The organism is Chromobacterium haemolyticum DSM 19808 (assembly GCF_000711885.1).
GTDB classification, from domain to species: domain Bacteria; phylum Pseudomonadota; class Gammaproteobacteria; order Burkholderiales; family Chromobacteriaceae; genus Chromobacterium; species Chromobacterium haemolyticum.
The window spans coordinates 77,194-102,210 of sequence record NZ_JONK01000014.1; the positions used below are offsets into that span (position 1 = coordinate 77,194).

Genomic DNA, 25,017 nt, shown 5'->3' on the forward strand with positions numbered 1-25,017 from the left:
GAGTACACCTTCGAAATGCTCATGTGCCACGTGACCATTCCGCTTTCTCAGCTGTTTTCGCCGTGTCTCGCTCTTGCTCGCTAGATCGTAAACACGTTCCAAGCGCCGCCCGCCGGGCGGCGCTCAACGGAAACGCAGCATCATCCACAAGCCGGCCATGCTCAAGGCCATGCCGCCGAGCTTGCCCAGAGACGGTTGCTCGCGAAACAGCAGATAGCCTAGCGGCAGCAACACCAGCGCGGTGAGCACATTGGAACTGAGCGCCGCGTAGCCGACATGCCAGCCGGCGCGATAAGCCAGCAAAAAGCCCAGCTCGATGCCGACAATGCCCGCCGCCACCCCCAGGCTGCTCCAATTCAGCGCGGCCAATCCGCGCTGGCCGCCTCCAGGCAACCACCACATTCCCAGCACGCACACCAACATGGCCACGCCATAACTAACCGCCAATGAAAAGAAGGGATTCGCCGCTTCCGGCACCTGCTTGATCGACAAGTGATAGACGACGGAGCCGGCGACCGCCAGCAGTAACGCCGCGATAAACATATTTGCGCGCCTCATCAGAAATATTCGCCTACAGGCTAAACCTTCCCGCCAGTTATAGGTAGACTGAAAATTCAAGGCATTGTTATAAGAAAAAATCATGACTAGAGACTTGGACACCGGCTTGCTGCGCGCGCTGATCGCCGTGGCCCGCCGCGGCAGCATCAATCGCGCGGCAACGGACTTGGGACGCACTCAACCGGCTTTGAGCCTGCAATTGCGCAAACTGGAACAGCACTGCGGCCAAACCCTGCTGCAGCGTTCGCCGCGCGGCGTCAGCCTCACCGCGGCGGGGCAGCAATTGCTGCCCTACGCCGAACGCATCGTCAGCCTGACTGAACAAATGCGTCCCTCCACGCCGGTCGCGCCGGCCAGCCGCTGCCGCATCGGTTTGATCGAGGATCTGGTCAGCCGCAATCTGCCGCAGGTATTGGCGGACTTCGCCGCGGCTCGGCCGCAGCTGCAACTGGACATCCGAGTGGCGCCGGGGCGGGAATTGAGCGCGGCCTTCCAGCGCGAAGAGCTGGATTTGCTGATCGCCAGCCCGCGGGTGACGCAGCTGGACGCCACGCCCAGCTGGGTGGTGGAATGCCCGTTGCCCTGGTTGGCTCAGGACGGCAAGATGCCGGCCGCAGATCCCCTGCCGTTGATTCTGTTCGCCGCGCCCTGCAGTTGGCGCGACGCCATGCTGCAAGTGCTTGAAACGGCCGGCCGCCCCTACCGCGTGGTCCTGGAAAGCTCCAGCCTGCTGGCGGTGCAGGCCGCCTTGCAAGCCGGCCTGGGCGTCGGCGCCTTGCTGTCGGACGACGAACTGCCCGGCGTCGCCCCACTGCCGCGAGACTCGCTGCCGCCGCTGCCCGCGGTGCCGATGGCCTTGTACCGGCGGCCGGAGAGCCTGGGGGACTCCGCTCTGGATCAATTGGCGCGCTTGTTCTTTCTACAGCTCAGCCAACGGACGGGATAACGGCGAAGCCGCATCAAGCCGGCTGCAAGCCGGCCATCACCGCGCCCTCCCAGCCTATCAGTTCCACTTTGCGCTCCGCCCCCCAGCGGTATTCGCCCAAAGCGCCCTCGGCGCGAATCACCCGGTGGCAGGGAATCAACCAGGCCACCGGATTGGCGCCCACCGCGCTGCCCACCGCCCGCGCCGCCCGCGGCCGTCCCACCGTGGCGGCAATCTGACCGTAGCTGGCGAAACCGCCGTAGGGAATCGACAGCAGCGCGCGCCAGACCTGAATCTGGAAATTGCTGCCCTGCACCCGCAGCGCCAACGGCGCCTGGCCTTCCGCGCGCAGCGGTTCGAACATGGCGGCGGCCACCGCCGCGCCGCCGCCCGGAACGTGGCGCAGCGCGGCCTTGGGCCAGCGCCGGCTCAACCAGGCCACGGCCTCCATCTCATCCGCCACGAATTGCGCCGCGCACACGCCGCGCGCGGTCCGCGCCACCAGCACCGAACCAAAACGGCTGGCCTCCACGCTCCATTCGATTTCCAGCCCGGCCCCGCCGTTGCGGTATTCGCCCGGCGTCATCGCCTCCAGCGTCACGAACAGATCGTGCAGGCGTCCGCCGCCGGACAGGCCCAGTTCATGCGACAACGGCAACAAGGCCTGTCCACTCAGCCTCGCCTTGGCCGCCTCACAAGTCAGATGCTGCAAAAAACGCTTGGGACTGACCCCGGCCCAACGAGTGAACAGCCGCTGCAGCCTCGATTCCGACAGATGCAGCGCGCCGGCCAGCTCGGCCAGTTCCGGCTGGCGCTCCGCGTTCGCCACCAAGTAGCGGATGGCGTCGCGAATGCGGCCGTAGTCGCGGTCTTCTTCGAGAATTTCACCGTTCATGGTCTGTTCTCCATTCGATCACAGCGCCAGCATAAGCAGATCGGGCCGCCGCGGCGACCCGATTCTTGCCGACTTGCGCGCAGCGCCCCTCATATCGCGTGCAGCAGGGAATATTGAATTTCCGACAGAGCTTGCGGCACGCGGATGAAGGAGAGCGGCATGCCCAACAGCCTCGCCATATGGGAGGTGGAGAATAGCCCGCACAACTCGTGATGGCCGCTGCTCGGATTAAGCTCCACCACCAGCGCGTGCTGACGCCCCATCTGCTTCATCGTCGCCACCATGTGGCCCACGCTGGCGTGCTCGATATCAATCAGGTTCAAGGCTTCTAGTTGCTTACGCGGCGTCATCACGTCGCCAACGCTGATATCAACATAATGTTTGCCGTGTTCCTTCATGCATTGGATAGGCCGCTCTCCCAGCAAATCGGTGGCCGTGATCAGGCCGGTGAATTGTCCGTCGCCATCATGGACGAACAACAGCCGTATGCCGTGGCTGATCATCCGGTCGTGCGCTTCGCGCAAGCTGGCGCCCTGATGAATACCCACCGGATTGATCAATCGCAAATCGGTCATGACCTCCAGGGCCGAGCTGTTCAGGGTGACGGGCGGGTGCGGGCGCTGATCCAAACGCACCAGGTCGGTGGTGGACGGCAGGCTCATCGTGGGCAACACGCTGTAATTGGCTAACATGGTAGCTCCTTGTCTTGTTAGACAGCGGAGTCGATGCGGCGGCGCGTTGCGCCAGTCATGTTCGATCAGTCCGCTCGGAAGTTTTCCGACGGCGTGGACCGGCCTGGGGCATGACTGGGTTTTGCACGTCCGTCCCGGGCCGGCGGCCTCGGGAGAGCCGCGTCGGCGACGCGGCTCTTGTTTGAAGAGTAGAAGAAGGCGCGGCGCAGATCAGCCGGCGAATCATTAATTTTTTCGCACGCGAGGACGCTGAGCTCTCGCCCTTGCGGTTCAGGCCTGCAACTTGCGGCGAAACAGAGCGCTCATGCGCTGGCTGGCCCCGCTATGGGCGCCGCTGAAGGCCAAGGCCGATTCGCGCATCGACTGGCGGCGACCTTCGTCGCCCAACAGCTCCACCACAGCGCCGATCAACTCCGTAGCGTTGGCCACCTGGCGCGCGGCGCCGGCGGCCAGCGCCAGCGCCGCCGCCTGTTTGAAATTGAAAATGGACGGGCCAAACAACACCGGCACGCCCACGCTGGCCGGCTCGATCAGATTATGACAGCCCAACGGCAGCAAACTGCCGCCGACAAAGGCCAGATCGCCGCAAGCGAAGTAGGCGAACGCTTCGCCCATGCTGTCGCCCAGCCATACCTGGGTGGCGGGGTCCACCGCGGCATCGTCGCTGCGGCGCTGTACTTTCAGGCCGCGGCTCTCGGCCAGCGCGGCCACATCGTCGAACCGCTCCGGATGACGAGGCACCAACACCAGCAGCGCGTCGCCCAACGCTTGAGCCGCCGCCCGCCACGCATCAAGAATCAAGGCTTCCTCACCGTCGCGGGTGCTGGCGCAGACCATAACCCGGCGGCGGCCTATCCTGGATTTGAACTCGCCGGCCAGCGTCAGCTGCGCCGGCGCCGGCTGAATATCGTACTTGGTGTTGCCGCAGACTTCGACTTCGCTTGCGCCCAATTGCCGCAAACGTTCGCCATCTTCCGGCGTTTGCGCGGCAACAGCGCTCAACGCCGCCACCGCGGGTGAAATCAGCCCGCTGATTTTGAGATAACCGTTCAGGGATTTTTCAGACAAGCGCGCATTGGCCAGAAACAAGGGCACCTTCTGCTCGGCGGCGGTATGAATCAGATTGGGCCACAGCTCGGTCTCCATCAACACGCCCAAGCGCGGCTGATAGGCGGCGAGGAAAGCCTGCGCGGCTTGGGGATAATCGTAGGGCAGATAGCGCACTTCGGCATCGGGATACAGCTGCAAGGCGGTGGCGCGCCCGGTGGGGGTCATCTGCGTCATCAGCAAGGGCGCGTCCGGCCAGACTTCGCGCAACGCCGCCACCAAGGGCTGCGCGGCCCGGGTTTCGCCCACCGATACCGCGTGTATCCAAATCGCTCCCTGCGCGCGCGGCTGCAATTGACTGCCGAAACGCTCGTCCCAATGCTCCAGATAGGCCGGCGCCTTGCGCGCCCGCTTCTTCAGGTAGTGCCGCACCAGCGGGGTGGCCAGCAGCCAGGCCCAGGAATACAGTCTGCGTTGCCAATTCATGTCCAGTCCTTGCGCGTGAACAAGGCTTGCAGCGCCTCGTCCACAGACGGGCACAGCCCGATTCCGCCCAAATTGGTGGCCCACGGCGTTTCCACCACGCCCGTGGCGGCCGGATCCGTATCCGTGTAAATCGCCGCCAGGGGCACGTTCAGCGCGTTGGCCAGGTGAGTCAGCCCGGTATCCACGCCCACCACCGCGTTGGCGTGGCCAAGCAGGCCGGCGGCCTCGATCAGATTCATCTTGGGCGCCACCACCACGGCCGGCATCTGCGCGGCCAGCCTTTCGGCGCGCTGGCGCTCGCGATCATTGCCCCAGGGCAGCACCATCACCAGATCATGCTGCATGGACAAGCGTTTGCCCAGTTCCACCCAATGGCCTTCCGGCCACTCTTTGGACGTTTTGCTGGTGGCGTGCAGCAATACCGCGTAACGGCCGGACAGCACCCAGCCTGGCCGCTCGCCGGCCGGCACGCCAAAACGGGGCGCGCCCTGGGGCTGATAACCAAATACCCGCGCGAACAACAGACGGTTGCGTTCTATCGCCGACAAGCTCCAGTCCACCTTGTGACGCTTATCGTAAAAACAGCTGGCCAACGATTCCCTCGCGCTGCCCCATCCGTAGCCGGTCAGCGGCGCCTTGGCCCAACTGGCCGGCAAGGCGCTTTTCAACAAGCCCTGGCTGTCCACCACCAATTCCCAAGGCGTGTCGCGCAGTTGCCGCCGCAAGGCCCGGATCTCTCGCCAGGTGGACGGCAGCCACCAGCGCTTGCTCCAGCGCCGCCAATTCAAGGCAATCACCCTGTCCACCGCCGGATGCAAACGGGCAATGTCGGCGAAAGCCTCTTCGGCCAGCCAACTGATGCGGAAATTGGGGTAATGCGCTTTCAGCTCGGAAATGGCGGGCCAAGTGTGGATAAGGTCGCCCATCGACGAGGTGCGCACAATCAGCACATTCATCATGGCGCGCATTGTACCCGAGCATGCCTGTGGTTAACCAAGTAAAATCCCTGCAGTTCAATTGTGGATAAACAGCTGTGGACAACTAGGTTCGGATTTATCCACAATTTGCGATGCCGCAGCGCACCCAAACTATCCAAAGCCCATCAACAGGACAAGTAACTGAACCCTTTGAAGTTTTTGTCGCTTATCCACAGCAATGGCCAACTATATCAGTTTCATCAATATAAAATTGCGTTAAAGAGTTATCGGTGGCGTAAGAAGGTTCGCAGACAAATTTACGCCATGCACAAGCAAGTGGGAACAAATGGGATCGGGCCTGTGGACAAGTGGTAACTTCAAGGAACAGTCAGATTTATCCACAAGTCTTCAGTCTGCAAAAAGATGGATGAACAACAAGATTCCAGCTAATCCAACACCATGAAAACAATGTGAAAAACATAGTTATCCACAGCAAAGAGACGACTTCTACCAGTTTCTTCAAATTACATATGGGAAAACATATAACAAGATGCGTGCGCGAATAAGCGTGGTGCTAATCACCAAGAATGCGGAAACTTCGTTGGAAAAATGTTTGGACAGCGTGGGCTTCGCCGATGAAATCGTGCTTGTGGATTCAGGCAGCACGGACAGGACATTGGCGATAGCTTCCGCCTATAAGGCAAAAGTTATCCACCAAGACTGGCTGGGATTCGGTCCTCAGAAGCAATTGGCGGTAGAAGCCGCCAGCCACGACTGGGTGTTGTGTCTGGATGCCGACGAGTGGCTTTCCCCTGATTTGATCAATGAAATCAAAGTCATGCTGGACAATCCACAGGCCAAGGCCTTTCAGTTTCCGCGTTGCAACCGTTTCATGGGCCGTTTTCTGAAACACGGCGAAGGTTATCCGGACTGGTCTTTACGCTTGTTCCATCGCGGACATGCGCGCTGGTCGGATGATCTGGTGCATGAGTACGTGATCTCCAACGGCCCTGTGCATAAGCTGCGGCACGAACTGATGCACGAGTCCGGCGAAGACATCGCGCTATATCTGAACAAGCAGAACCGCTACACCAGTTTGCAGGCTGAACGGCTTTTTCAACGGGGAAAACGTGTGGGTATCGCGAAACTTATCCTCAGCCCCTTGCTGCGCTTCATCAAGTTCTACTTTTTCCGCCGTGGTTTTCTCGATGGCGTGCCCGGTTTGGTCCACATCAGCATCGGCTGCTTCAACAGCTACATCAAATACGCCAAATTGATCGAACTACGACGGTTGAAAAGCAAATAGCCGGCTTGCCGGCAGTCTCGCCTTGTGCTGACAATGTCATTTCCTTGAGCAACTGGACGAAGATAGATGGCGGAGATCAGAACAATGCGGGCAGAGGATGCGCTCGCGGTGGCGCGGCTATGCCTGGATCTGGGCTACGAGGCGACGGAGACGGAAATCGGCGAGCGCTTCGTACGGCTGGCAGCACTGCCGGACAACCAGGTTTGGGTGGCGTTGTGGGAGGGAGCCGTGGTCGGTTGGATCCATGGCCATGGCGTTCGCCTGCTGGAAGCGCCTCCGGCGATCGAAATCGGCGGACTAGTGGTATCGCCGGCTCACCAAGGACGAGGCCTTGGCAAGCAATTGTTGCGCGCTTGCGAAGCCTGGGCGCGGCAATTGGGTTATCCACGTATTCGACTGCGTTCCGGTGTACACCGGGAAGCTGCCCACGCCTTCTATCGTCATCTCGGCTATCAGCAATTGAAAACCAGCCGCAGCTTCGCCCTGGATCTGAGGGATGGACAATGATTGACTGCCCATGATGCTTATCCACAGGAGACGCTTTCCATGATGGTTTTTCCCGCGCCGTTGCAGCCGGGGGATCGCATCGCCGTCACCGCCTTTTCCTCCGGCGTGCCCCCTGTCTTGCACGGACAGTTGGATCGCGCTTTGCAGTGCCTGCGAGATCAGGGCTGGCAGGTGGAGGAAGGCGCTTGTCTGCGCGGCGAGTCCCAAGACGCCAGCGCGCCAGCTGTTGAACGGCTGGCTGAGCTGAAACGCTTTCTTTTTGATCCGGACATTCGCGCCATCCTGCCGCCCTGGGGCGGCGAACGGGCGATGGAACTGCTGCCCGGCATCGATTTTGCCGCCTTGGCGCGGCTGCCGCCCAAATGGGTGGCCGGGTTTTCCGATATTTCCACCTTGCTGACGCCGCTGACTCTGCTGGCGGGGTGGGCGACGCTGCACGGGCCGAATCTGTTCGATCTAGGCAATCCGCAGCGGGCGGAGGAGAATTCGGCGCTCTTGCATGCCTTGCACCACGGTTTGCCGCCGCAGCAAGGCCATTACAAGGCGTTTTGGCGTTGGGACGCTCCCGGAGAGCGTTATCCGTCCACGCTGCGCGTGTTGGGCGCGCAAAAGGCCCGCATCGCCGGCAGGCTGATCGGCGGCTGCCTGGATACGCTGAGCCGGCTGCAGGGCAGCCCTTACTTTGATTTGCGCGCGTTTAAACGGGAACCCGCGCTGCTTTACCTGGAAAACTGCGAGTTGAGGCCTTGCGAGTTGATGCGCGCCTTGCTGGGCCTGAGGCTGTCCGGCGCGCTGGACGGCTTGAGCGGGCTGGTGTTGGGCCGCAGCAGCGGACCGGACGCCGCCGACGCCAAGGCCTTGAGCTATAGCGGGGCTCTGGAAGCCGCTTTGGATGGACTGCCATACCCGGTGATCGTGGATGCCGATATCGGCCACGTGCCGCCGCAATGGACGTTGATGAACGGCGCCTGGGCCGAACTGGAAGTAGACGCGGGCCAGGCCACGCTGCGTTTTGAGAAAGGATGCGCATGAGTTGGCAATATCGCTTGGCCGCCGCGGGGGATGTGGACGCGCTGCGGCAACTGATCATGGAACATGGGCCCAATCCGTGGAACTGGCTGCCGGCGGACGGCGTGGAGGAGAGTTTGCGTCAGGTAGCGGCCGGGGAAGCCTGGGCGGCGCTGTTCGAGCGCGACGGCCTGCTGGGCGCGGCCATTTTGTATCGGATGCAGGACCGTTTTCCGCAATATCGTCCGAACGGGGTCGCGGCGGAAGCCGCCGGCTACATCATGGAGGCGGTGGTGCGGCGAGATCAGGCCGGACAGGGTCTGGGCAGCCTGTTGCTGCAACAGGCTTGCGACGATTTGGCCGAGAGAGGCGCGCGCTGGGTGGCGGCGGACAGGCATGAGGAAAACGCCGCGTCCGGCGGCATGATGCGCAAGGCGGGTTTCGCCGAGCTAGCCAGTTTCGACGATTGGGAACGCCGCGCCGGCGGCAGCCGTCGCAGCACGGTGTGTGGACGAGCGCTTACGACCCGCTAAGAAGCTGTTCAAAGTCTGCTGCGCTTTGTGAAGCGTTGCACGGTGAGTACAAGCTCAAAATGCTCATGTGCCGCTCGACCATTCCGCTTTTTCGCTGGTTTTCGCCTTGTCTCGTCCTTGCTCGCGAGACTTTGAACAGGCTCTTAGCGGCTCTAAATGCCGTCGTCGGCCGGCAGCGCCGTCGGCGGCGCTGGCAGACGGGTCACCAGGATCTTGTCGACCCGGGTCTTGTCCATATCCACCACTTCGAAACCGAAGCCGTTCCAGTCTAAACGGTCGGTGACGCTGGGCACCCGGCCCAACTGGAACATCATCATGCCGCCCAGGGTGTGGATATTGCCGCCGGCTTCGCCCGGCAGCGCTTCGTCGATGTCGAAAAACTCCTTGAAGCGGTCCAGCGACAGCATGCCGTCTATCAGCCAGCTGCCGTCCTCGCGTTGGGCGATGTCGTCGTTTTCCGCGCTGATCGCCGGCATGTCGCCGACGATGGCTTCAAGCACGTCGTTCATTGTCACCAGGCCTTCCAGTTCGCCGTATTCGTCCACCACCAGCGCCATGTGATGACGGGTTTGCTTGAACTGCTCCAGCAGCTGCATCAAGGTGATCTTGGCCGGCACGTACAGCGGCTGGGACAGTTCGGCGGCAACATCGGGCTGCTGCCCGGTCAACATGCGGTCCAGCACGCGTTTGGCGTGCAGCACGCCGACGATTTGCTCTACGCTGCCGCGACACACCGGGAAATGGTTGAAGTGGTGGTTTTGCAGCAGGCGGTGGTTCAGTTCGGGCGCATCGTCCAGATCCAGCGCCACGATGTCTTTGCGCGGCGTCATGACCGCCGCCACCTTGCGGTTGTCCAGACGGAAGATATTGGTCACCAGCTCCTGTTCGGCGCGGTCGAACACTCCTTCGTCCGCGCCTTGTTCCATCAGCACTCGGATTTCTTCCTCGGTGATGGACGGGTCACTGCTCTTTTTGGCGCCCATCAGGCGCAGCAGACCGTCTGTGCAGCGGCTCAGGGCCTGGACCAGCGGCGCGCTGAGCCGCGACAGCAGCAGCATGGGCCTTGCCAGCGTGGTGGCCACCGCCTCGGGGTTTAGCAAGGCCAGCCGCTTGGGCACCAGTTCGCCGAAGATCAGCGACAGCAGCGTGATGATGAAAACCATCAGCGCCACCGACAGGGGCTTGCTGTAAGGTTCCAGCAGGGGATAGTCCTGCATCGTCCGGCGCAGCTGTTCGGACAGCGCCGCCTCGCCGTAGACCCCGGACAGAATGCTGATCGAAGTGATGCCTATCTGCACCGTGGACAGGAAGCGGCTGGGGTCGTTGGCTAGTTTCAGCGCGGCTTGCGCGCCGCGTTGGCCATCATCCGCGCGTTGCAGCAGGCGGACCTTGCGGGAGGAGACGATGGCGATTTCCGCCATGGCGAACAGGCCATTGAGCAGAATCAGGCACAGCAGGACGAGAATTTCCACGGCGCTAACACGGGATAGAGGCGGGAGCCCTAGCTTAGGGCATGGCGGCGCGGCGGAAAAGAGTCAAACGGGCAGGAACGGTGATGTGTCTGCCCGTGTCCTGGGTCAGAACAAGTTGTTCTGCGGTGTCGGGACGCCCCATTCGATGGCGCCTCGGCCGCGCGACAGCAACCAGGCGTTGACTTGCGAAAAATGGCGGCAACCGTGGAAGCCGCGGCTGGCGGACAGCGGCGATGGATGAGCAGCGTCCAGCACCAGGTGGCGGCTGGCGTCGATGCGCTCGGCCTTGGTTTTGGCCCAATTGCCCCATAGCAGGAACACGCAGCCGGCGCTTTGCGCGTTGACGGCGTCTATCAGCGCGTCGCTGACCATTTGCCAGCCCAGTTTGGCGTGGCTGCCGGCCTTGTCCCGCTCTACGGTGAGCACGCTGTTGAGTAGCAGCACGCCTTGCTGCGCCCAGTGGGTCAGGTCGCCGCTATTGGGCACGCCGCAGCCCAGATCCGCCGCCAGTTCCTTGTACAGATTGCGCAAGCTGGGCGGCACCCGCACGCCTGGCGGCACGGAAAACGACAGGCCCATGGCCTCGCCGTCGCCATGGTAGGGATCTTGCCCCAGTATCACCACGCGGACATCGGCCGGCGCGGTGAAGGTCAGCGCGTTGAAGGTCAACGGCGCAGGCGGGAAGAGGACTTTGCCCTGCGCTTGCTGAGCCTGTAGTTCCCTGTCGATGCCGGCCAGTTGCTGTTGAATGTCCGGTGTTGACAGCACTTGTTCCCAAGCCGGATGAACGCGGGCCAGGGCGGGAGACAGGTAAGACAATGCTTGCATAGAAAATTACGGCTCTTGCTATCGTGAGGGGAATTGGAATCCGGCAAACCGGTTTCGTTCCATGAAAAAGCCGTTCCCTCGGGAACGGCTGGCGATGCGCGCTGATGGCGGGCGTGTCAGTAGCGCGCCATTTGCGGGTCCACTTCCGCAGCCCAGGCTTCCACGCCGCCGGCCAGGCTCAGCACCTGTTCGAAACCGGCGTCCAGCAGGAAGCGCGCCACGTGCGCGCTGCGCACGCCATGGTGGCAGATCACCACAATGGGCGCGTCCGGCAGTTCGCTCATGCGCAGCGGGATCAGGTTCATCGGAATGTGCAGCGAGCCGGGAATCATGCACAGCTGCACTTCCCACGCTTCGCGCACATCCAGCAGCACCGGGGGCTCCGCGGCGGTGTCGGCCAGCGCAGCCGCCAGATCGCGGGCGCGGATTTCCTGGACCATCAAAACGCGAAGCGTTCCGGTTCCACCGCTTCCGCCTTGGCCAGGCGGGCGATACAGGTTTCGAACAAACCGGTTTCGCTGAAGCTGGATTCGGTTTCGCGCTTGATCAGCTTGCAGGTCATCACCGGCAGATCGCCCACCACCATGATCAGGCGGCCGCCCACGGCCAGCTGGTCTTTCAGTTCCTGCGGCACCACCGGCAGAGAACCGCCGACGACGATCACGTCGAACGGCGCTTGTTGCGGCAGGCCCAGCACGCCGTCGCCTTCCACCAGCGTTACATTGGAGATGCCGGCCTGCTTCAGGTTGGCCGCTGCGGTTTCACGCTGGGCAGGGTCGATTTCCACGCTGTAAACGTGTTGGCCCAGCTTGGCCAGCAAGGCGGTCAGATAGCCGCTGCCGGTGCCGATTTCCAGGATTTTGTCCCGGGGCTGGATGGCGGCGTCTTGAACCAGGCGCGCTTCCATTTTGGGCTGCAACATGAAGCTGCCGTTGGGCAGCGGCAGCTCGGTGTCGACAAAGGCCAGGCTGCGTTTGTCCGCGGCGACAAACTGTTCGCGTTTCACGTGAAACAGCAAGTCCAGCACGTTCGTGTCAAGTACGTCCCACGGACGAATCTGCTGCTCGACCATGTTGAAACGGGCATTCTCAAAATCCATCAGCTCACTCCGGAGGGGCTTGTCGCCGCAAGAAAAACGCGGCGGCGTGTCATGACGATAACTTGCGATTATCCCACATTTGCCGTACCTTCACAGCATCGCTAGGGGTCCTGCGCGACGGTCGGCAAGATGATCCATATCCTTGAAAGGATAGGATAATCGTTAAAGATTGTTGCGCGGGTGAGAAACACCCTTGGAACCTGACCCGGATAATACCGGCGTAGGGAAGCGTAAGCTGCTTGCGGCCCGACCTTGTCGGACTGGCCCGCAGCCCGCCCAGGCGGCGGCCCGCTCCTTGCGCCATTCATCGACCAGGAGAACCGCCCGATGAACGCGCCCGCAACACAGAAGCCTTCCATGGTGGTGGATACCGCCGCCATTCAGCCCTTGCCCAATTCCCGCAAGATCCATGTCGTTGGCAGCCGGCCTGACATCCTTGTGCCGATGCGCGAGATCAGCCAGAGCGACACGCCCACCCAGTTTGGCGGCGAAGCCAATCCGCCTATCACCGTCTACGACACCAGCGGTCCGTATACCGACCCGGACGCGCGCATCGATATCCAGAGCGGTCTGGCGCCGCTGCGCGCCGGCTGGATCGCCGAGCGCGGCGATTGCGAGCAGCTTGCCGGCTTGTCCAGCGAATACGGCCGCGCCCGAGAGGCCGACCTCAAACTGGCCGAACTGCGCTTCAATCTGACGCGTAAGCCGCGCCGGGCGTTGCCGGGCCGCAATGTCAGCCAGATGCATTACGCGCGCCGCGGCATTATCACGCCGGAAATGGAGTTCGTCGCCATTCGCGAAAATATGCGGCGTCGTGAATATCTGGATTCGTTGCGCGAAGCCGGCGGCAAGAACAGCCGGTTGGCGGAACTGATGACGCGTCAGCATCCGGGCCAGGCTTACGGCGCGGCGTTGCCGGAGGAGATCACGCCGGAATTCGTGCGCGCGGAGATCGCCGCCGGCCGCGCTATCTTGCCGGCCAACATCAATCACCCCGAATCCGAGCCCATGATCATAGGGCGCAATTTCCTGGTCAAAATCAACGGCAATATCGGTAATAGCGCGGTAACGTCTTCGATCAGCGAAGAAGTGGATAAAATGACCTGGGGCATCCGCTGGGGCGCGGATACCATCATGGACCTGTCCACTGGCAAGAACATCCATGAAACCCGCGAATGGATCATCCGCAATTCCCCGGTGCCCATCGGCACGGTGCCCATCTACCAGGCGCTGGAGAAAGTGGGCGGCAAGGCTGAAGACCTGAACTGGGAAATCTTCCGAGACACTCTGATCGAACAGGCGGAACAGGGCGTCGATTACTTCACCATCCACGCCGGCGTATTGCTGCGCTATGTGCCGATGACCGCCGGCCGCATGACAGGCATTGTGTCGCGCGGCGGCTCCATCATGGCCAAATGGTGTTTGGCCCACCATCGCGAAAACTTCCTCTACACGCATTTTGAGGATATCTGCGAGATCATGAAGGCTTACGACGTGGCCTTCAGTCTGGGCGATGGCCTGCGGCCGGGCAGCGTCTGGGACGCCAACGACGAGGCGCAGTTGTCGGAGTTGAAAACCTTGGGCGAGCTGACCCAGATCGCCTGGCGGCACGATGTGCAGGTGATGATAGAAGGCCCCGGCCATGTGCCTATGCAGTTGATCAAGGAAAACATGGACAAGGAGCTGGAGTGGTGCCGCGAGGCGCCGTTCTACACCCTGGGGCCGCTGACCACCGACATCGCGCCCGGTTACGATCACATCACCTCGGCGATAGGCGCGGCGCAGATAGGTTGGTACGGCACCGCCATGCTGTGTTACGTCACCCAGAAAGAGCACTTGGGCCTGCCGGACAAGAACGACGTCAAGGAAGGCATCATCACTTACAAGCTGGCCGCGCACGCGGCGGACTTGGCCAAGGGGCATCCCGGCGCGCAGATTCGCGACAACGCCTTGTCCAAGGCGCGGTTTGAGTTCCGCTGGGAAGACCAGTTCAATCTGGGCTTGGATCCGGACAAGGCGCGGGCTTTCCACGATGAAACCCTGCCCAAGGACAGCGCCAAGGTCGCGCATTTCTGCAGCATGTGCGGACCGCACTTCTGCAGCATGAAGATCACTCAGGACGTGCGCGAATACGCGGCCAAGCAGGGCATCAGCGATCAGGACGCCTTGACGCGGGGCATGCAGACCAAGTCGGTGGAGTTTCTGAAAGGCGGCTCCAAGCTCTACGACAAGGTGTGAGTGTGAGCTTATGAGCAAACGGCGGCCGCGGCCGCCGTTTTTGATGGCGCAAGGGACGGAGGCGGCGCTGCTGATTCGGGTCTATCATCAGACATCCCTTCACAGGAGAAGCGTCATGGACACCAGCGAGCACTCTCTGTCCGGCCTGTTCCGCCAGTTGGGCCTGGCCGACGATCCCGCCGCGATTCGCGCCTTCATCGCCAGCCATCCCTTGCCGCGCAACGCCGTGCTGGCCGATGCGCCGTTCTGGACGCCGGCGCAGGCGGATTTCCTGCGCCAGGCCCTGGCGGACGACGCGGACTGGAGCGAGGAGGTGGATGAACTGGCGGTGTTGTTGCAGCTTGGCTAGTGCTTCAACGCGCGCAGCAGCGCCCGCACGGTATTGGCGGCGTTGTCGGCGGCGATCTGCATGAAGGTGTCCATTTCATTGGCGTGCTCGCTGCCGCCGGCCAGGTCGGACAGGCTGCGGAAGGCGATGAAGGGCACGCGGTTGGCGTGCGCCACTTGTGCCACCGCCGCGGTTTCCATATCCACCACCTGGGCCTGGTAAGTCTTGGCCAGATAGTCGCGGTAGCCGGCGTTATCCATGAAGATGGGGCCGGACAGGCCGTTGCCGCCGGCGACGATGCGCGGCGGCGCGGACAGGCAGCGTTTGGCGGCGTCGCAGCCGCGCAGGATGTCGGCCGGCAAATCTTTGGCCAGCCGCAGCAGTTCCGGGTCCACCTCGAACCAGAAGCGGGTTTCGCTGCCGCCGTCGGCGGTGGCCAGCTTGACGTCGCGCGGGTGGATCATGCCGTAGTTGGCGCGCGCGGCCGGGTCCGCGTAGGGCGGCGGCGCGTAGCGTCCGGGCGCGGTTTCGCGCGCGTAGATCGCTTCCGCGTAATTGCCCCAGCGCCGCGGCACCGCCACGTCGCCGATGCGCAGCCGGTCGTCCACGCCGCCGGCGATGCCGCTGAACACGATGCGGCTCACATTGAAGCGATCCAGCGCCAGTTGAGTATTCATCGCCGCATTGCCCATGCTGACCCCGCTCATGAACAGCAGCACCGGTTGGCCTTCCAGCTGCGCGGTGGCGAAGCGCACGCCGTTGACCCGGTATTCTCGTTTGTCCGAGGCCTGGCTCAGCAGCAGGGTTTCCTCCGGACCGAAAGCCGAAACCACGGCGGTGCGCGTCGTCGCGTCTAGGACGGGGGCGGCGTGAACGGCGGCGCTCAGCGCTAGTAGCGCGGAAACTAACTGAACCTTGAATGATTTCATGACGAAAATTCGAATGGAAATGGAATCGCGTCATGATAAACGGTTTTCGCGTCGAAACCGCGCATCAAGTCAGCAAGAATCGGAATGCCAATCGGGTTGATCGGCCTGAAACTGAAGCTGTAACCGCACCGAAAACCGGCGCGGGCCTCATTCACTTTCAGGAGGAAACCCAATGAACGCATTGATCAATAAAACCGCCATCGTCACCGGCGCCAGTTCCGGCATCGGCATGGCGGCTGCCAAGCTGTTTGCGCGAGAAGGCGCGCGCGTGGTGTTGGTGGCGCGGCGCGCGGCCAAGCTGGATAGGCTGGTGTCGGAAATCGTCGCCGACGGCGGTCAGGCGGCGGCCTTGGCCGGGGATCTCACCTCGGAGGATTGCGCGCGCGCGGCGGTGGAGCTGGCGCTGGATAGATTCGGCGGCTTGGACATCGCTTTCAACAACGCCGGCAGCCTGGGCGCGTTGGGCAGCTTGGATCAGATTTCCCTGGACGACTGGCGCGCGACGCTGGACGGTAATCTCAGCAGCGCCTTTTTGTGCGCCAAGCACCAGTTGCCGGCCTTGCTGCAAGGCGGCGGTTCGATGATTTTCACCTCGTCCTTCGTTGGCCACGCCATTGGCTTTCCCGGTATGGCCGCGTATGCGGCCAGCAAAGCGGGGCTGGTGGGCCTGGCGCGCACATTGGCGGCGGAATACGGCGCCAGAGGATTGCGCGTCAACGCTTTGCTGCCGGGCGGCACCGACACCGAGATGGGCCGCGCCGCGGCGGCGACGCCGGAGCAGCGCGAGGCGGTGGCCGGCCTGCACGCGCTCAAGCGCATGGCCGCGCCGGAGGAGATTGCGCGCGCGGCCTTGTTCCTGGCGTCGGACGCGTCCAGCTTCGTCACTGGGACCACCTTGTTCGTCGACGGCGGGGTATCGATCAGCAAACTGTGATCAGAAACGCGCCACCATCTTGCGCTTCACCGTGTAATCCGGCCGCAAGCTGGCTTCGCTGTCCATGAAGTAGCGGTTGCTGTCCAGCAGGAAGTGCGGATCGTTCAGCTCTTCCGGATCGGCCCAGTCGCACAGCAGGTGATAGAGCGCCTGCGCGCTGTGGCAGCGTTCCAGCGCTTGGCGGAACGGCCGCTCCGCGAACATGCGCGCGCAGCTGGCCAGCAGATGCAGATGAGCTTCGCGGCTTTGCCGCGGCAAAAGAAGCACCAGCGCTGTATGCACCGGCTGCTGGTCGGGGGCGTCGAAGGCGATGGGGGTTTGCAGTCGCAGCATTAGCGCGCGGGCTTCCGTCAGGCCCTCTATGCGGGCGTGCGGCAGCGCGAGGCCATGGCCAAGCGCGGTGCTGCCGGCCTGTTCGCGCTCATGCAGCGCCGCGGCCAGCGTTGGGCGGTGCAGCGCGTGGCGCTGCGCCAGCTGGGAGGCGGCGTGCTCCAGCAGGGCGGCCTTGTCGGCCAGGGTTTGATTGAGCAGGATGTCTTGCGGGCCGCAGAGGTCGGGCAGGGTCAGCATGGCGGATTTCTCCTTTGGCTAGGGTGCGACCTCATCCTAGTCAGAGGGGGCTAAAGATCCGCTAAAGAAAACGCGCGGCGGCATAAAAATGCCGCCAACGCGGTTGGGCTTATTTTTGCTCGGATTGCGGCTGTTCGGCCTTTTTCTCCTGGGCCTGCAACGCGCCTTTCACGGCGGAAGCCTGCTCTTTCAGCTTATCCACTTGTTCTTTCAGTTCCGGGCTTAACGCGGCGCCGGCTTGTTTGGCCGCGCCGATGGCGGCGCTGGCTTGTTCCTTGAGCTGGCCCAGCGGCGCGCTGCTGTCCTGCAGCGAGTTGTGCACCGTGCCGATGGCGCTGGAGGCGGATTCCTGCAATTGGTTGGTTTGCTTCTCGCTGCAAGCGGCCAGAGCCAGGGCGGAAGCGACGGCGATCAAAAGCGTGGCGCGCATGTAAACGTCCTCGTTGGGGAAAATGCTGTATTGAGCGTCGGCGAAGGCCGAAGTTCCGTCGGTGGCTCCTGGCTGCAAGGCCAAGTGGTTCTTATGACTTCGTCTTGGCTGAGCCACAATGCGCGTATTGGGCGCGTTCGCGCCGCCACTGGAGATCGGCATGAGCAATACGCTTTCCATCCGTCCGCTGCGGGCGGAAGACTACGAGGCCTGGCTGCCGCTTTGGCGCGGTTATCAGCGTTTTTACCAAGTGACGATGGACGAGGCCACCATCAACGGGACCTGGCGGCGTTATGTGCTGCCGGATCACGCGATGCGCGGCTGGCTGGCCTGGGACGGCGAGCGGGCGGTGGGCTTGGTGCATATCGTATTGCACCCCAGCAGTTGGACTCTGGGCGATTATTGTTATTTGCAGGATCTGTTCGTGGCTGAGGATTGCCGCGGCCTGGGCGCCGGGCGGCAGTTGATCGAATGGGTGTACCAGTGGGCGAGCAAACGGGAATGCTCGCGAGTGTATTGGCTGACTCATGAGACCAACGCCACCGCAAGACGGCTCTACGACCAATTGGCGGAGAACCTGGGCTATATCCAGTATCGCAAGCAACTGACGGCCATCTAGGAGCGTCAGGCCATCAGCGCGGCCGCCAGCGCTCCCGGCGCGCGCTCCACGCGCAGCCGCGGCGCGCCGTGCCAGTCCGCCAGTTTTTGCAGCGCGGCCTTAAGGTCCGCTGTGAGCCGGGCACTGTGGCGGACGCCGGGTTCCAGGTACAGCGCCTTGACTTCGAATACGCCCTGGGCGCGGTGGGCCTTGGCGTCCAGCCGGCCCACCAGTTTGCCGCGGTTGAGAATGGGCAGCACGAAATAGCCGTACTGGCGTTTGGGCGCCGGGGTATAGCATTCGATGCGGTAGTCGAAGTCGAACAGTTCCGAGGCGCGCTTGCGGTCCCAGACCAGCGGGTCGAACGGCGACAGAATGGCGGTGGCGCTGGCTTTGAGTTCGCCGGAGGCGGCTTCCGCCAGATCGGCGTCGACGAAGACGTCGTGTTGCCAGCCGTCGATGCGGGCTGGAATCAGTTCGCCGGCGTCGGCCATCTGGTGCAGCATGGCGTCGTAGCGGCCGCGCTTGAGGCGGTAGTAATCAGCTACCCAGCCGGCCTTGACCACGCCCAGCGCGCGGCAGCTGTTGCGCAGCATCCGCCATTGAGCCTGTTCCTCCGTGGGCAGATCGCGCGCGTCATCCCAGCCGGGTTTCACCCGTTCCGCCAGATCATAGACGCGCTGAAAATTGCGCCTTTCCTTGACCATCAGCCGTCCCAGCGTGAACAGGACTTCCAGGTGGCGTTTCTCCGGTTTCCAGTCCCACCAGCCGTTGCCCTTGCCGCCTTTGCGTTCAAAGTCCGCCGAACGCGCCGGGCCGTTGGCGCGGATGCCTTCGACCAGCGCGTCGATGTCTGCGCGGTGTTGCTCCAGCCAGCGCAGAGAGAACTTCCAGCCCATCGCCTCCGGTTTGAGCATGCGGTGACGGAGCAGACCGTAGTCCTCGGAGGGGACGAAACAGGCTTCGTGCGCCCAGTATTCAAATAAACGGCCTTCGGCGAGCAATTCATCCAGCCAGACGGGGTCGTAAGATCCCAGCCGGCTGTGCAGCACTAGATAGGGGCTGCGCGCCACTACGTGGATGGTGTCGATCTGCAATAGCGCCATGCGGCGGATGGCGGCCAGCACGTCGGCCTTGCCGGCTTTGCGGCGCGGCGGGTTCAGCAGGCCTTGGGCGGCCAGTTGCAGATGGCGGGCTTGCTGCGGCGACAGGTGCAAAAGGGACATGGCATAGTCATCGGTAGGACAAGTAGATGACTATAACAAAAACCGTTTTGCTCATGGGGGAGAGAGCGATCTGCCTAGAATTTGTTCCAAGTTTCGCATCAAGGGAACAGGTTCTTAGGGTTTGGCGGAGGCGTGGCCGGCGAAGAACTGCTTCACCAACTGTTGATAACTGCCGTCCTGACGCATTTTCTCCAGTGCCTGATTGAAGCGGTGCAGCAGCGGCAGTTGCGGCGAGGTTTTGTTGATGGCCAGATAAGTGGCTTTGCTGGCCAGGATGGCCGGCGCCACCGCCAGGTTGGAATAGGCGCCGTTTTGCAGCCTGGCGTCCATCGCCTCCTGTATCGCCAGCACTGCGTCCAGATTGCCGCGTTGCAGCAGCAGAAGGTTTTGGCGGTCCGAGTCGCCCTCATAGGCAATGAAACGCTTGTCGGCGCGCGCGCGGTCAAACTCGTCGCCGTAGCTCCAGCCCGCCATCACGCCGACGCGCTTATTGTCCAGGTCCGGCAGGCCTCGGAACTCGATCGGGTGCTGGCGGAGATAGACCACCACGATGTGCTCCTGATAAAGCGGCAGACTGAAGTCATAGCGCTGCTCTCTGTTGACGGTTTTGTAGATGCCGGCGGCCGCCATCGCGCTGCGGTCCAGTTCGAACAGCGCGCGGCGCCACGTCAAAGCCCGAAATACGTGGGGAATGCCGGCTTTGTCGCAAACGGCGCTGACCAGCCGCGGGTAGAGGCCGCCGACCCGCTCGTTCTCCTCGTACATGAACGGCGGCGCGTTGGCGTCCACCGCTACGGTCAGAGTTTCCGCGTCCTGTCCGCGGCAGGGCCCGGCCAGGCAAGCGCCGAGCAGCAGCAGGGTCAGGCCGAAGCGGCGGATGCGAGCGGTCATCGAGGCGAATCCGGAGCGTGCTGATCAACTAAGCATAGCCGTTGCCGCGGCCGGCGACGGCCAAACAAAAACGGAACCCGCAAGGTTCCGTTTGCTTTGACGTTCAGCCTGCGCTCAAGGGTAGACGATGCGCAACAAATTAGTGGTGCCCGGCGTGCCAAACGGCACCCCGGCGATGATCACCATGGGTTTCCCTTGTTCCGCCAGGCCCAACTTGGTGGCGGCGAAGGTGGTTTTCACCACCATGTCTTCCAGGTTTTCCGCGTCCGGGCCGTTATAAGCCACGACTCCCCAGACCAGGGTCAGCCGGCGCGCGGTGTCCAGCCGAGGAGAAAGGCCGAGAATGGGCGTGTGCGGGCGCTCGCGCGCCAGCCGCAGGCAGGTGGAGCCGCTGGTGGTGAAGGCGGCGGATACGGTGACCGGCAGCAACGAGCCCACCTTGCGCACACAGGCGGCGATGGCGTCCGCGCGATCCGGCGCGTCGGCGGCGCTGTAATCCAGCGCCATGACTCGGCGATAGTCCGGCGCGCCTTCCACGCGGCGGATGACCCGGTCCATGATGCGCACCGCTTCCAGCGGGAACTGGCCGGCCGCGGTTTCAGCGGACAGCATCACGGCGTCGGCGCCTTCGTAAACCGCGGTGGCCACATCGTTGGCCTCGGCGCGGGTGGGCGTGGGCGCGGTGATCATCGATTCCAGCATTTGGGTGGCGACGATGACCGGACGGCCCAGGTGACGGCATTGGTGAACGATGCGGCGTTGCACCACCGGCACGTCTTCCGGCGGCAACTCCACGCCCAGGTCGCCGCGCGCCACCATGACCGCGTCGGCCAGTTCGGTGATGGCGTCCAGTTCGTCCACCGCCGACGGTTTTTCGATCTTGACCACGATGCCCAGCTTCCGGCCTACCAGTTCGCGTAGTTCGCGCACGTCGTTGGCGGTTTGCACAAAGGACAGCGCCAGCCAGTCCGCGCCTTCCTTCAGAGCGAACTCGGCGTCCACCCGGTCTTTATCGGTGATGGCGGACAGCGGCAGTATGGTTTGCGGCAGGTTGAAGCCTTTGCGGCTGGACAACTCTCCGCCCACTTCCACCCGGGTGGCGATGCGGCGTTCTTCCACCTGTTCCACGTGAAACGCCAGTTTGCCGTCGTTGACCAGAATACGGTGGCCGGGCTTGAGCGCGGCGAAGGCTTCCGGGTGAGGCAAGCTGGCGCGTTGCGCGTCGCCGTCCACCTCGTCCAGCACGAAGTCGAACTTGTCGCCGGTGTTCACGGTAACCGGCGAGGCGAACTGGCCGATGCGCAGCTTGGGTCCCTGCAGATCCACCAGCACGCCCAGCGGGCGGCCGACCACGGCTTCGGCGGCGCGGATGGAAGCCAGGCGCGCGCGGTGGTCGTCGTGATTGCCGTGGCTCATATTGAGGCGGAACACGTTAACGCCGGAGCGGGCCAGTTCCAAGATGATTTCGGGTGTGCTGGAAGCCGGGCCCAGCGTGGCGAGGATTTTGGTGTTGCGAAGCATGACAGTCCTTTATGCCCGATCCAGCCGCGGCGTTGCGCGCGGCCGGACATGGCGGTGTTGTTTTGCCAATCACATCCGTGTGTCTGTCCATCCAGGCTGCGCCGCGCTTGATGGAACTGTCTGTCATGCTGCCACAGTCAGACTGTAGCGGCTTGACTACGTAAAGCCGGCGGGACGGAGGGCCGGAAAATGAGCGGCCTTTGTGCGAATCTCGCCACTCGGCTGGGAAAAATGTTCGTTTTTGCGCGTTTTTCCCTCCTCGGCGGCAAACAAGCCAAGCCACCGAAAAGCTGGCCCCGGGTGGATCCTGGGACCAGAGCATGGTTATTTTATCTCCAGATAAAGACAAAAACTTTGTTGCAACACAGAGTCAGTGGAGAATGACGCGGGTCAATGCGCTGCAGCATAGGGCTTTTACTCGATAACTTACTGAAACAGCACTATTTGTAGTGAGACGCTACAGCCGCTAAACCCTTGTCTTTATTGCCCTGCAGCATGAATTGGGACGGCATGGAAAGTCGCCATATTAAGATTTTTTTACGAAGAACGATTGACAAGCTTTTGCCGGGGCCTAGAATGGCTCGAAAATAAAACGAACGTCATAAGTACAAAAAGAAACATTATCAATAACTTGAGCGATGGAGCACGGTCCGCAACAGGTATCCGTCGCCGCATGCAACGAACGAACATTCAGACATTAGGCCGCCCACCGGCTGAACAGGAGAAACCCCATGCAGGATCAATTCGTGTTGGCCTTGGATCAAGGCACCACCAGTTCTCGCGCCATTTTGTTCAATCGCAGCGGCGACATCGTGTCGTTGGCGCAAAAGGAGTTCCGCCAGATCTACCCGCAGCCGGGTTGGGTGGAGCACGATCCGCAGGAAATCTGGGGCGGCCAGGTGGGCGTGGCGGCCGAGGCGGTGGCCAAGGCCGGCATCGACGGCCGCAGTATCGCTGCCATCGGCATCACCAACCAGCGTGAAACCACCATCGTCTGGGACCGCGAAACCGGCCATCCAGTTTACAACGCCATCGTCTGGCAGGACCGCCGCACCGCGGAGTTCTGCGACGAACTGAAGGCGCGAGGTCTGGGCGAGTTGATCCGCTCCAAGACAGGTCTGTTGGTGGACGCCTATTTCTCCGGCAGCAAGATCAAGTGGATTCTGGACAATGTGCCGGGCGCGCGCGAACGCGCCCGCGACGGCAAGCTGGCCTTCGGCACGGTGGACAGCTGGCTGATCTGGAACTTCACCCACGGCAAAGTGCATGTCACCGACGTGTCCAACGCCTCGCGCACCATGCTGTACAACATTCACACCCTGGAATGGGACGCCGAACTGCTGGACATCATGGGCGTTCCGGCCAGCATGCTGCCGGAAGTGAAAAGCTCCAGCGAAGTTTACGGCCACACCCACGCCGCGCACTTGGGCGTGGAAATTCCCATCGCCGGCGTGGCCGGCGACCAACAGGCGGCCTTGTTCGGCCAGCAGTGCACCCGCCCCGGCATGGTGAAAAACACCTACGGCACCGGCTGCTTCATGATGCTGAACACCGGCGACGCGCCGATCGAATCCAAGAACAATTTGCTGACCACCATTGCCTGGCAGGTGGACGGCAAGGTGCAGTACGCGCTGGAAGGCTCCATCTTCATCGGCGGCGCGGTGGTCAAATGGCTGCGCGACGGCCTGGGCATCATTCGTCATTCCGCCGACGTGGGCCCGCTGGCCCAGGAAGTGGCCGACAGCGATGGCGTCTATCTGGTGCCGGCCTTTGCCGGACTGGGCGCGCCGCATTGGAACCCCAACGCGCGCGGCACCATCGTCGGCGCCACCCTGGGCACCAAGGCGGCCCACATCGCCCGCGCGGCGCTGGACAGCATCGCCTACCAGACCATGGATGTGCTCAAGGCAATGGAAGCCGATGCCGGCCTCGATATTGCCGAATTGCGCGTGGACGGCGGCGCCACCGTCAACGAACTGCTGATGCAGTTCCAGTCCGACATCCTGAGCGTGGACGTGGTGCGTCCCAAGATCACCGAAACCACCGCGCTGGGCGCGGCCTACTTGGCCGGCCTCGCCGTCGGCTACTGGAAGAACATCGACGACGTGCAGGGCCAGTGGCAGCTGGACCACCGCTTCAAGCCGCAGCTGGAAGCCGCGCAAGTGGCCGGCAAGGTCAAGGGCTGGCAGCGCGCGGTGAACGCCGCCAAGGTCTGGGCCGACGACGAACAAGCGTAAGCGGCGCGGGTTTCGCGCGCTGACTGGGCAAGCCCGCCGCCAAAGAGCGGCGGGTGGACGCACTCCTTATCCGGAAGAAACAATCATGAATCCTTTAATGGGCGAATTCATCGGCACCGCCTTGCTGGTGCTGCTGGGCAACGGTGTGGTGGCCAATGTGCTGCTGAAAAACACCAAGGGCCACAATAGCGGCCTCATCGTCATCGCCTTTGGTTGGGCGATGGCGGTCTTCGTCGGCGTGTTCAGCGTGGCGGCGATCAGCGGCGCCCACCTGAACCCGGCGGTATCGGTGGCGCTGGCGGTGGCGGGCAAGTTCTCGTGGGCCAAGGTGCCGGGCTATGTGCTGGCGCAGATGCTGGGCGGCATGACTGGCGCCGGCCTGATGTGGCTGATCTACCGCAAGCACTTTGACAGCACCGATTGCGCCGACACCAAGCTGGCCACTTTCTGCACCGGCCCCGCCATCCGCAGCCTGCCGGGCAACCTGGTGTCCGAGATTGTCGCCACCTTTGTGCTGGTGTTCGCCATCCTCAGCATGGTGGCGCCCAAGATGTCGCTGGGCGCCATCGACGCGCTGCCGGTGGCCCTGCTGGTGTTGGGCATCGGCGTGTCGCTGGGCGGCACCACCGGCTACGCGATGAGCCCGGCCCGCGATTTGGCGCCGCGCATCATGCACGCCATTTTGCCGATCCCCGGCAAGCGCGACAGCGACTGGGGCTATGCCTGGGTGCCGGTGGTCGGCTCCCTGATCGGCGGCGCGCTGGCGGCCTTGGCTTATACCTTGTGATACCTGGCCGGTTCTATGAGACCGGCCGCAGTTTTCGCGCGGCGGCGTTTTGGCC

26 protein-coding genes and 1 riboswitch are annotated in these 25,017 nt (G+C 62.8%); of the genes, 11 read left to right on the forward strand and 15 right to left on the reverse strand.

Annotation, left to right across the window (positions count from 1 at the left end; all coding sequences use genetic code 11):
* Window positions 1-123: 123 nt before the first annotated feature.
* Window positions 124-543 carry an EamA family transporter gene (locus BR71_RS10200; RefSeq protein ID WP_019103774.1) on the reverse strand — a complete coding sequence of 140 codons (420 nt, stop codon included), beginning with the start codon at window positions 541-543 and terminating at the stop codon, window positions 124-126.
* Between the two features lie 97 nt (window positions 544-640).
* Here BR71_RS10200 and BR71_RS10205 point away from each other — a divergent pair, with 97 nt between their 5' ends.
* Window positions 641-1,504 carry a LysR family transcriptional regulator gene (locus BR71_RS10205; RefSeq protein WP_043636481.1) on the forward strand — a complete coding sequence of 288 codons (864 nt, stop codon included), beginning with the start codon at window positions 641-643 and terminating at the stop codon, window positions 1,502-1,504.
* A 13-nt stretch (window positions 1,505-1,517) separates the two neighbouring features.
* Here BR71_RS10205 and BR71_RS24990 read toward each other — a convergent pair whose 3' ends face one another.
* The 4 genes from BR71_RS24990 to waaC form a co-directional block, all read right to left on the reverse strand.
* Entirely contained in the window at window positions 1,518-2,378 is an 861-nt protein-coding gene (locus tag BR71_RS24990) for a methylated-DNA--[protein]-cysteine S-methyltransferase (RefSeq protein ID WP_043636484.1), read from the reverse strand.
* Between the two features lie 89 nt (window positions 2,379-2,467).
* Entirely contained in the window at window positions 2,468-3,070 is a 603-nt protein-coding gene (locus BR71_RS10215; RefSeq protein WP_043636491.1) for a CBS domain-containing protein, read from the reverse strand.
* A gap of 270 nt (window positions 3,071-3,340) precedes the next feature.
* On the reverse strand, window positions 3,341-4,603 hold the full coding sequence (gene waaA / locus BR71_RS10220; protein WP_043636494.1) for a lipid IV(A) 3-deoxy-D-manno-octulosonic acid transferase: 1,263 nt from the start codon (window positions 4,601-4,603) through the stop codon (window positions 3,341-3,343).
* Window positions 4,600-5,571 carry a lipopolysaccharide heptosyltransferase I gene (waaC, locus tag BR71_RS10225; RefSeq protein ID WP_244269610.1) on the reverse strand — a complete coding sequence of 324 codons (972 nt, stop codon included), beginning with the start codon at window positions 5,569-5,571 and terminating at the stop codon, window positions 4,600-4,602. The genes waaA and waaC overlap by 4 nt, the downstream gene beginning before the upstream one ends.
* Window positions 5,572-6,070: 499 nt before the next feature.
* Between waaC and BR71_RS10230 the strand changes: the two genes are divergently transcribed.
* The 4 genes from BR71_RS10230 to BR71_RS10245 all read left to right on the forward strand — a co-directional run bounded on the left by BR71_RS10230 (window position 6,071) and on the right by BR71_RS10245 (window position 8,874).
* Window positions 6,071-6,826: a glycosyltransferase family 2 protein gene (locus BR71_RS10230; protein WP_043636496.1), complete on the forward strand. Its 756-nt coding sequence runs from the start codon at window positions 6,071-6,073 to the stop codon at window positions 6,824-6,826.
* Between the two features lie 84 nt (window positions 6,827-6,910).
* Window positions 6,911-7,333 (forward strand): GNAT family N-acetyltransferase, encoded by a 423-nt coding sequence (locus BR71_RS10235; protein ID WP_052370478.1) that lies wholly within the window; start codon window positions 6,911-6,913, stop codon window positions 7,331-7,333.
* Window positions 7,334-7,372: 39 nt separating this feature from the next.
* Complete coding sequence (locus BR71_RS10240) at window positions 7,373-8,365, forward strand: S66 family peptidase (protein ID WP_052370479.1); 993 nt, start codon at window positions 7,373-7,375, stop codon at window positions 8,363-8,365.
* Window positions 8,362-8,874 (forward strand): GNAT family N-acetyltransferase, encoded by a 513-nt coding sequence (locus BR71_RS10245; protein ID WP_043636648.1) that lies wholly within the window; start codon window positions 8,362-8,364, stop codon window positions 8,872-8,874. The genes BR71_RS10240 and BR71_RS10245 overlap by 4 nt, the downstream gene beginning before the upstream one ends.
* 152 nt (window positions 8,875-9,026) lie before the next feature.
* Here the strand turns inward: BR71_RS10245 and BR71_RS10250 are convergent, their stop codons facing one another.
* From BR71_RS10250 to BR71_RS10265, 4 genes are all read right to left on the reverse strand, one after another.
* Entirely contained in the window at window positions 9,027-10,346 is a 1,320-nt protein-coding gene (locus BR71_RS10250; protein WP_043636502.1) for a hemolysin family protein, read from the reverse strand.
* A gap of 105 nt (window positions 10,347-10,451) precedes the next feature.
* Window positions 10,452-11,174: a uracil-DNA glycosylase gene (locus BR71_RS10255; RefSeq protein ID WP_043636505.1), complete on the reverse strand. Its 723-nt coding sequence runs from the start codon at window positions 11,172-11,174 to the stop codon at window positions 10,452-10,454.
* A gap of 116 nt (window positions 11,175-11,290) precedes the next feature.
* Window positions 11,291-11,614: a rhodanese-like domain-containing protein gene (locus tag BR71_RS10260; protein WP_019103398.1), complete on the reverse strand. Its 324-nt coding sequence runs from the start codon at window positions 11,612-11,614 to the stop codon at window positions 11,291-11,293.
* Window positions 11,614-12,273, reverse strand: coding sequence for a protein-L-isoaspartate O-methyltransferase family protein (locus BR71_RS10265; RefSeq protein WP_043636508.1), 660 nt, complete (start codon window positions 12,271-12,273; stop codon window positions 11,614-11,616). Before BR71_RS10265 ends, BR71_RS10260 begins: the two co-directional genes overlap by 1 nt.
* A 93-nt stretch (window positions 12,274-12,366) precedes the next feature.
* Window positions 12,367-12,517, forward strand: a riboswitch (TPP riboswitch).
* A gap of 113 nt (window positions 12,518-12,630) precedes the next feature.
* On the opposite strand from BR71_RS10265, the gene thiC reads away from it, so the two are divergent.
* Window positions 12,631-14,511, forward strand: a complete 1,881-nt coding sequence (thiC, locus tag BR71_RS10270) for a phosphomethylpyrimidine synthase ThiC (protein ID WP_425265941.1) — start codon at window positions 12,631-12,633, stop codon at window positions 14,509-14,511.
* A gap of 115 nt (window positions 14,512-14,626) precedes the next feature.
* Entirely contained in the window at window positions 14,627-14,860 is a 234-nt protein-coding gene (locus BR71_RS10275) for a DUF2789 domain-containing protein (protein ID WP_043636515.1), read from the forward strand.
* On the opposite strand, the gene BR71_RS10280 is transcribed toward BR71_RS10275, so the two are convergent.
* Window positions 14,857-15,768 (reverse strand): 5'-methylthioadenosine/S-adenosylhomocysteine nucleosidase, encoded by a 912-nt coding sequence (locus BR71_RS10280; protein ID WP_043636518.1) that lies wholly within the window; start codon window positions 15,766-15,768, stop codon window positions 14,857-14,859. The two genes, BR71_RS10275 and BR71_RS10280, sit on opposite strands and share 4 nt — an antisense overlap.
* Before the next feature lie 172 nt (window positions 15,769-15,940).
* Here BR71_RS10280 and BR71_RS10285 point away from each other — a divergent pair, with 172 nt between their 5' ends.
* Window positions 15,941-16,702: an SDR family oxidoreductase gene (locus tag BR71_RS10285; RefSeq protein WP_043636521.1), complete on the forward strand. Its 762-nt coding sequence runs from the start codon at window positions 15,941-15,943 to the stop codon at window positions 16,700-16,702.
* Here the strand turns inward: BR71_RS10285 and BR71_RS22930 are convergent, their stop codons facing one another.
* Window positions 16,703-17,272 (reverse strand): PTS sugar transporter subunit IIA, encoded by a 570-nt coding sequence (locus BR71_RS22930; protein WP_052370480.1) that lies wholly within the window; start codon window positions 17,270-17,272, stop codon window positions 16,703-16,705.
* 109 nt (window positions 17,273-17,381) lie between these two features.
* Window positions 17,382-17,864, reverse strand: coding sequence for a hypothetical protein (locus tag BR71_RS10295; RefSeq protein ID WP_231138263.1), 483 nt, complete (start codon window positions 17,862-17,864; stop codon window positions 17,382-17,384).
* Here BR71_RS10295 and BR71_RS10300 point away from each other — a divergent pair.
* A complete protein-coding gene (locus BR71_RS10300) occupies window positions 17,863-18,321 on the forward strand; it encodes a GNAT family N-acetyltransferase (RefSeq protein WP_043636660.1) in 459 nt (152 codons plus the stop codon). The genes BR71_RS10295 and BR71_RS10300 overlap by 2 nt on opposite strands.
* A gap of 5 nt (window positions 18,322-18,326) precedes the next feature.
* Here BR71_RS10300 and BR71_RS10305 read toward each other — a convergent pair whose 3' ends face one another.
* From BR71_RS10305 to pyk, 3 genes are all read right to left on the reverse strand, one after another.
* Window positions 18,327-19,526, reverse strand: a complete 1,200-nt coding sequence (locus BR71_RS10305; protein WP_043636525.1) for a winged helix-turn-helix domain-containing protein — start codon at window positions 19,524-19,526, stop codon at window positions 18,327-18,329.
* Window positions 19,527-19,640: 114 nt separating this feature from the next.
* Window positions 19,641-20,417: a substrate-binding periplasmic protein gene (locus tag BR71_RS22935; RefSeq protein ID WP_052370481.1), complete on the reverse strand. Its 777-nt coding sequence runs from the start codon at window positions 20,415-20,417 to the stop codon at window positions 19,641-19,643.
* A gap of 114 nt (window positions 20,418-20,531) precedes the next feature.
* The gene (pyk, locus tag BR71_RS10315) at window positions 20,532-21,938 is read right to left on the reverse strand and encodes a pyruvate kinase (RefSeq protein ID WP_043636530.1); all 1,407 of its coding nucleotides are present in this window, start codon (window positions 21,936-21,938) and stop codon (window positions 20,532-20,534) included.
* A 731-nt stretch (window positions 21,939-22,669) separates the two neighbouring features.
* Between pyk and glpK the strand changes: the two genes are divergently transcribed.
* On the forward strand, window positions 22,670-24,175 hold the full coding sequence (gene glpK, locus BR71_RS10320) for a glycerol kinase GlpK (RefSeq protein ID WP_043636535.1): 1,506 nt from the start codon (window positions 22,670-22,672) through the stop codon (window positions 24,173-24,175).
* Between the two features lie 85 nt (window positions 24,176-24,260).
* Complete coding sequence (locus tag BR71_RS10325) at window positions 24,261-24,962, forward strand: MIP/aquaporin family protein (RefSeq protein WP_039753674.1); 702 nt, start codon at window positions 24,261-24,263, stop codon at window positions 24,960-24,962.
* The last annotated feature ends 55 nt before the right edge of the window (window positions 24,963-25,017 follow it).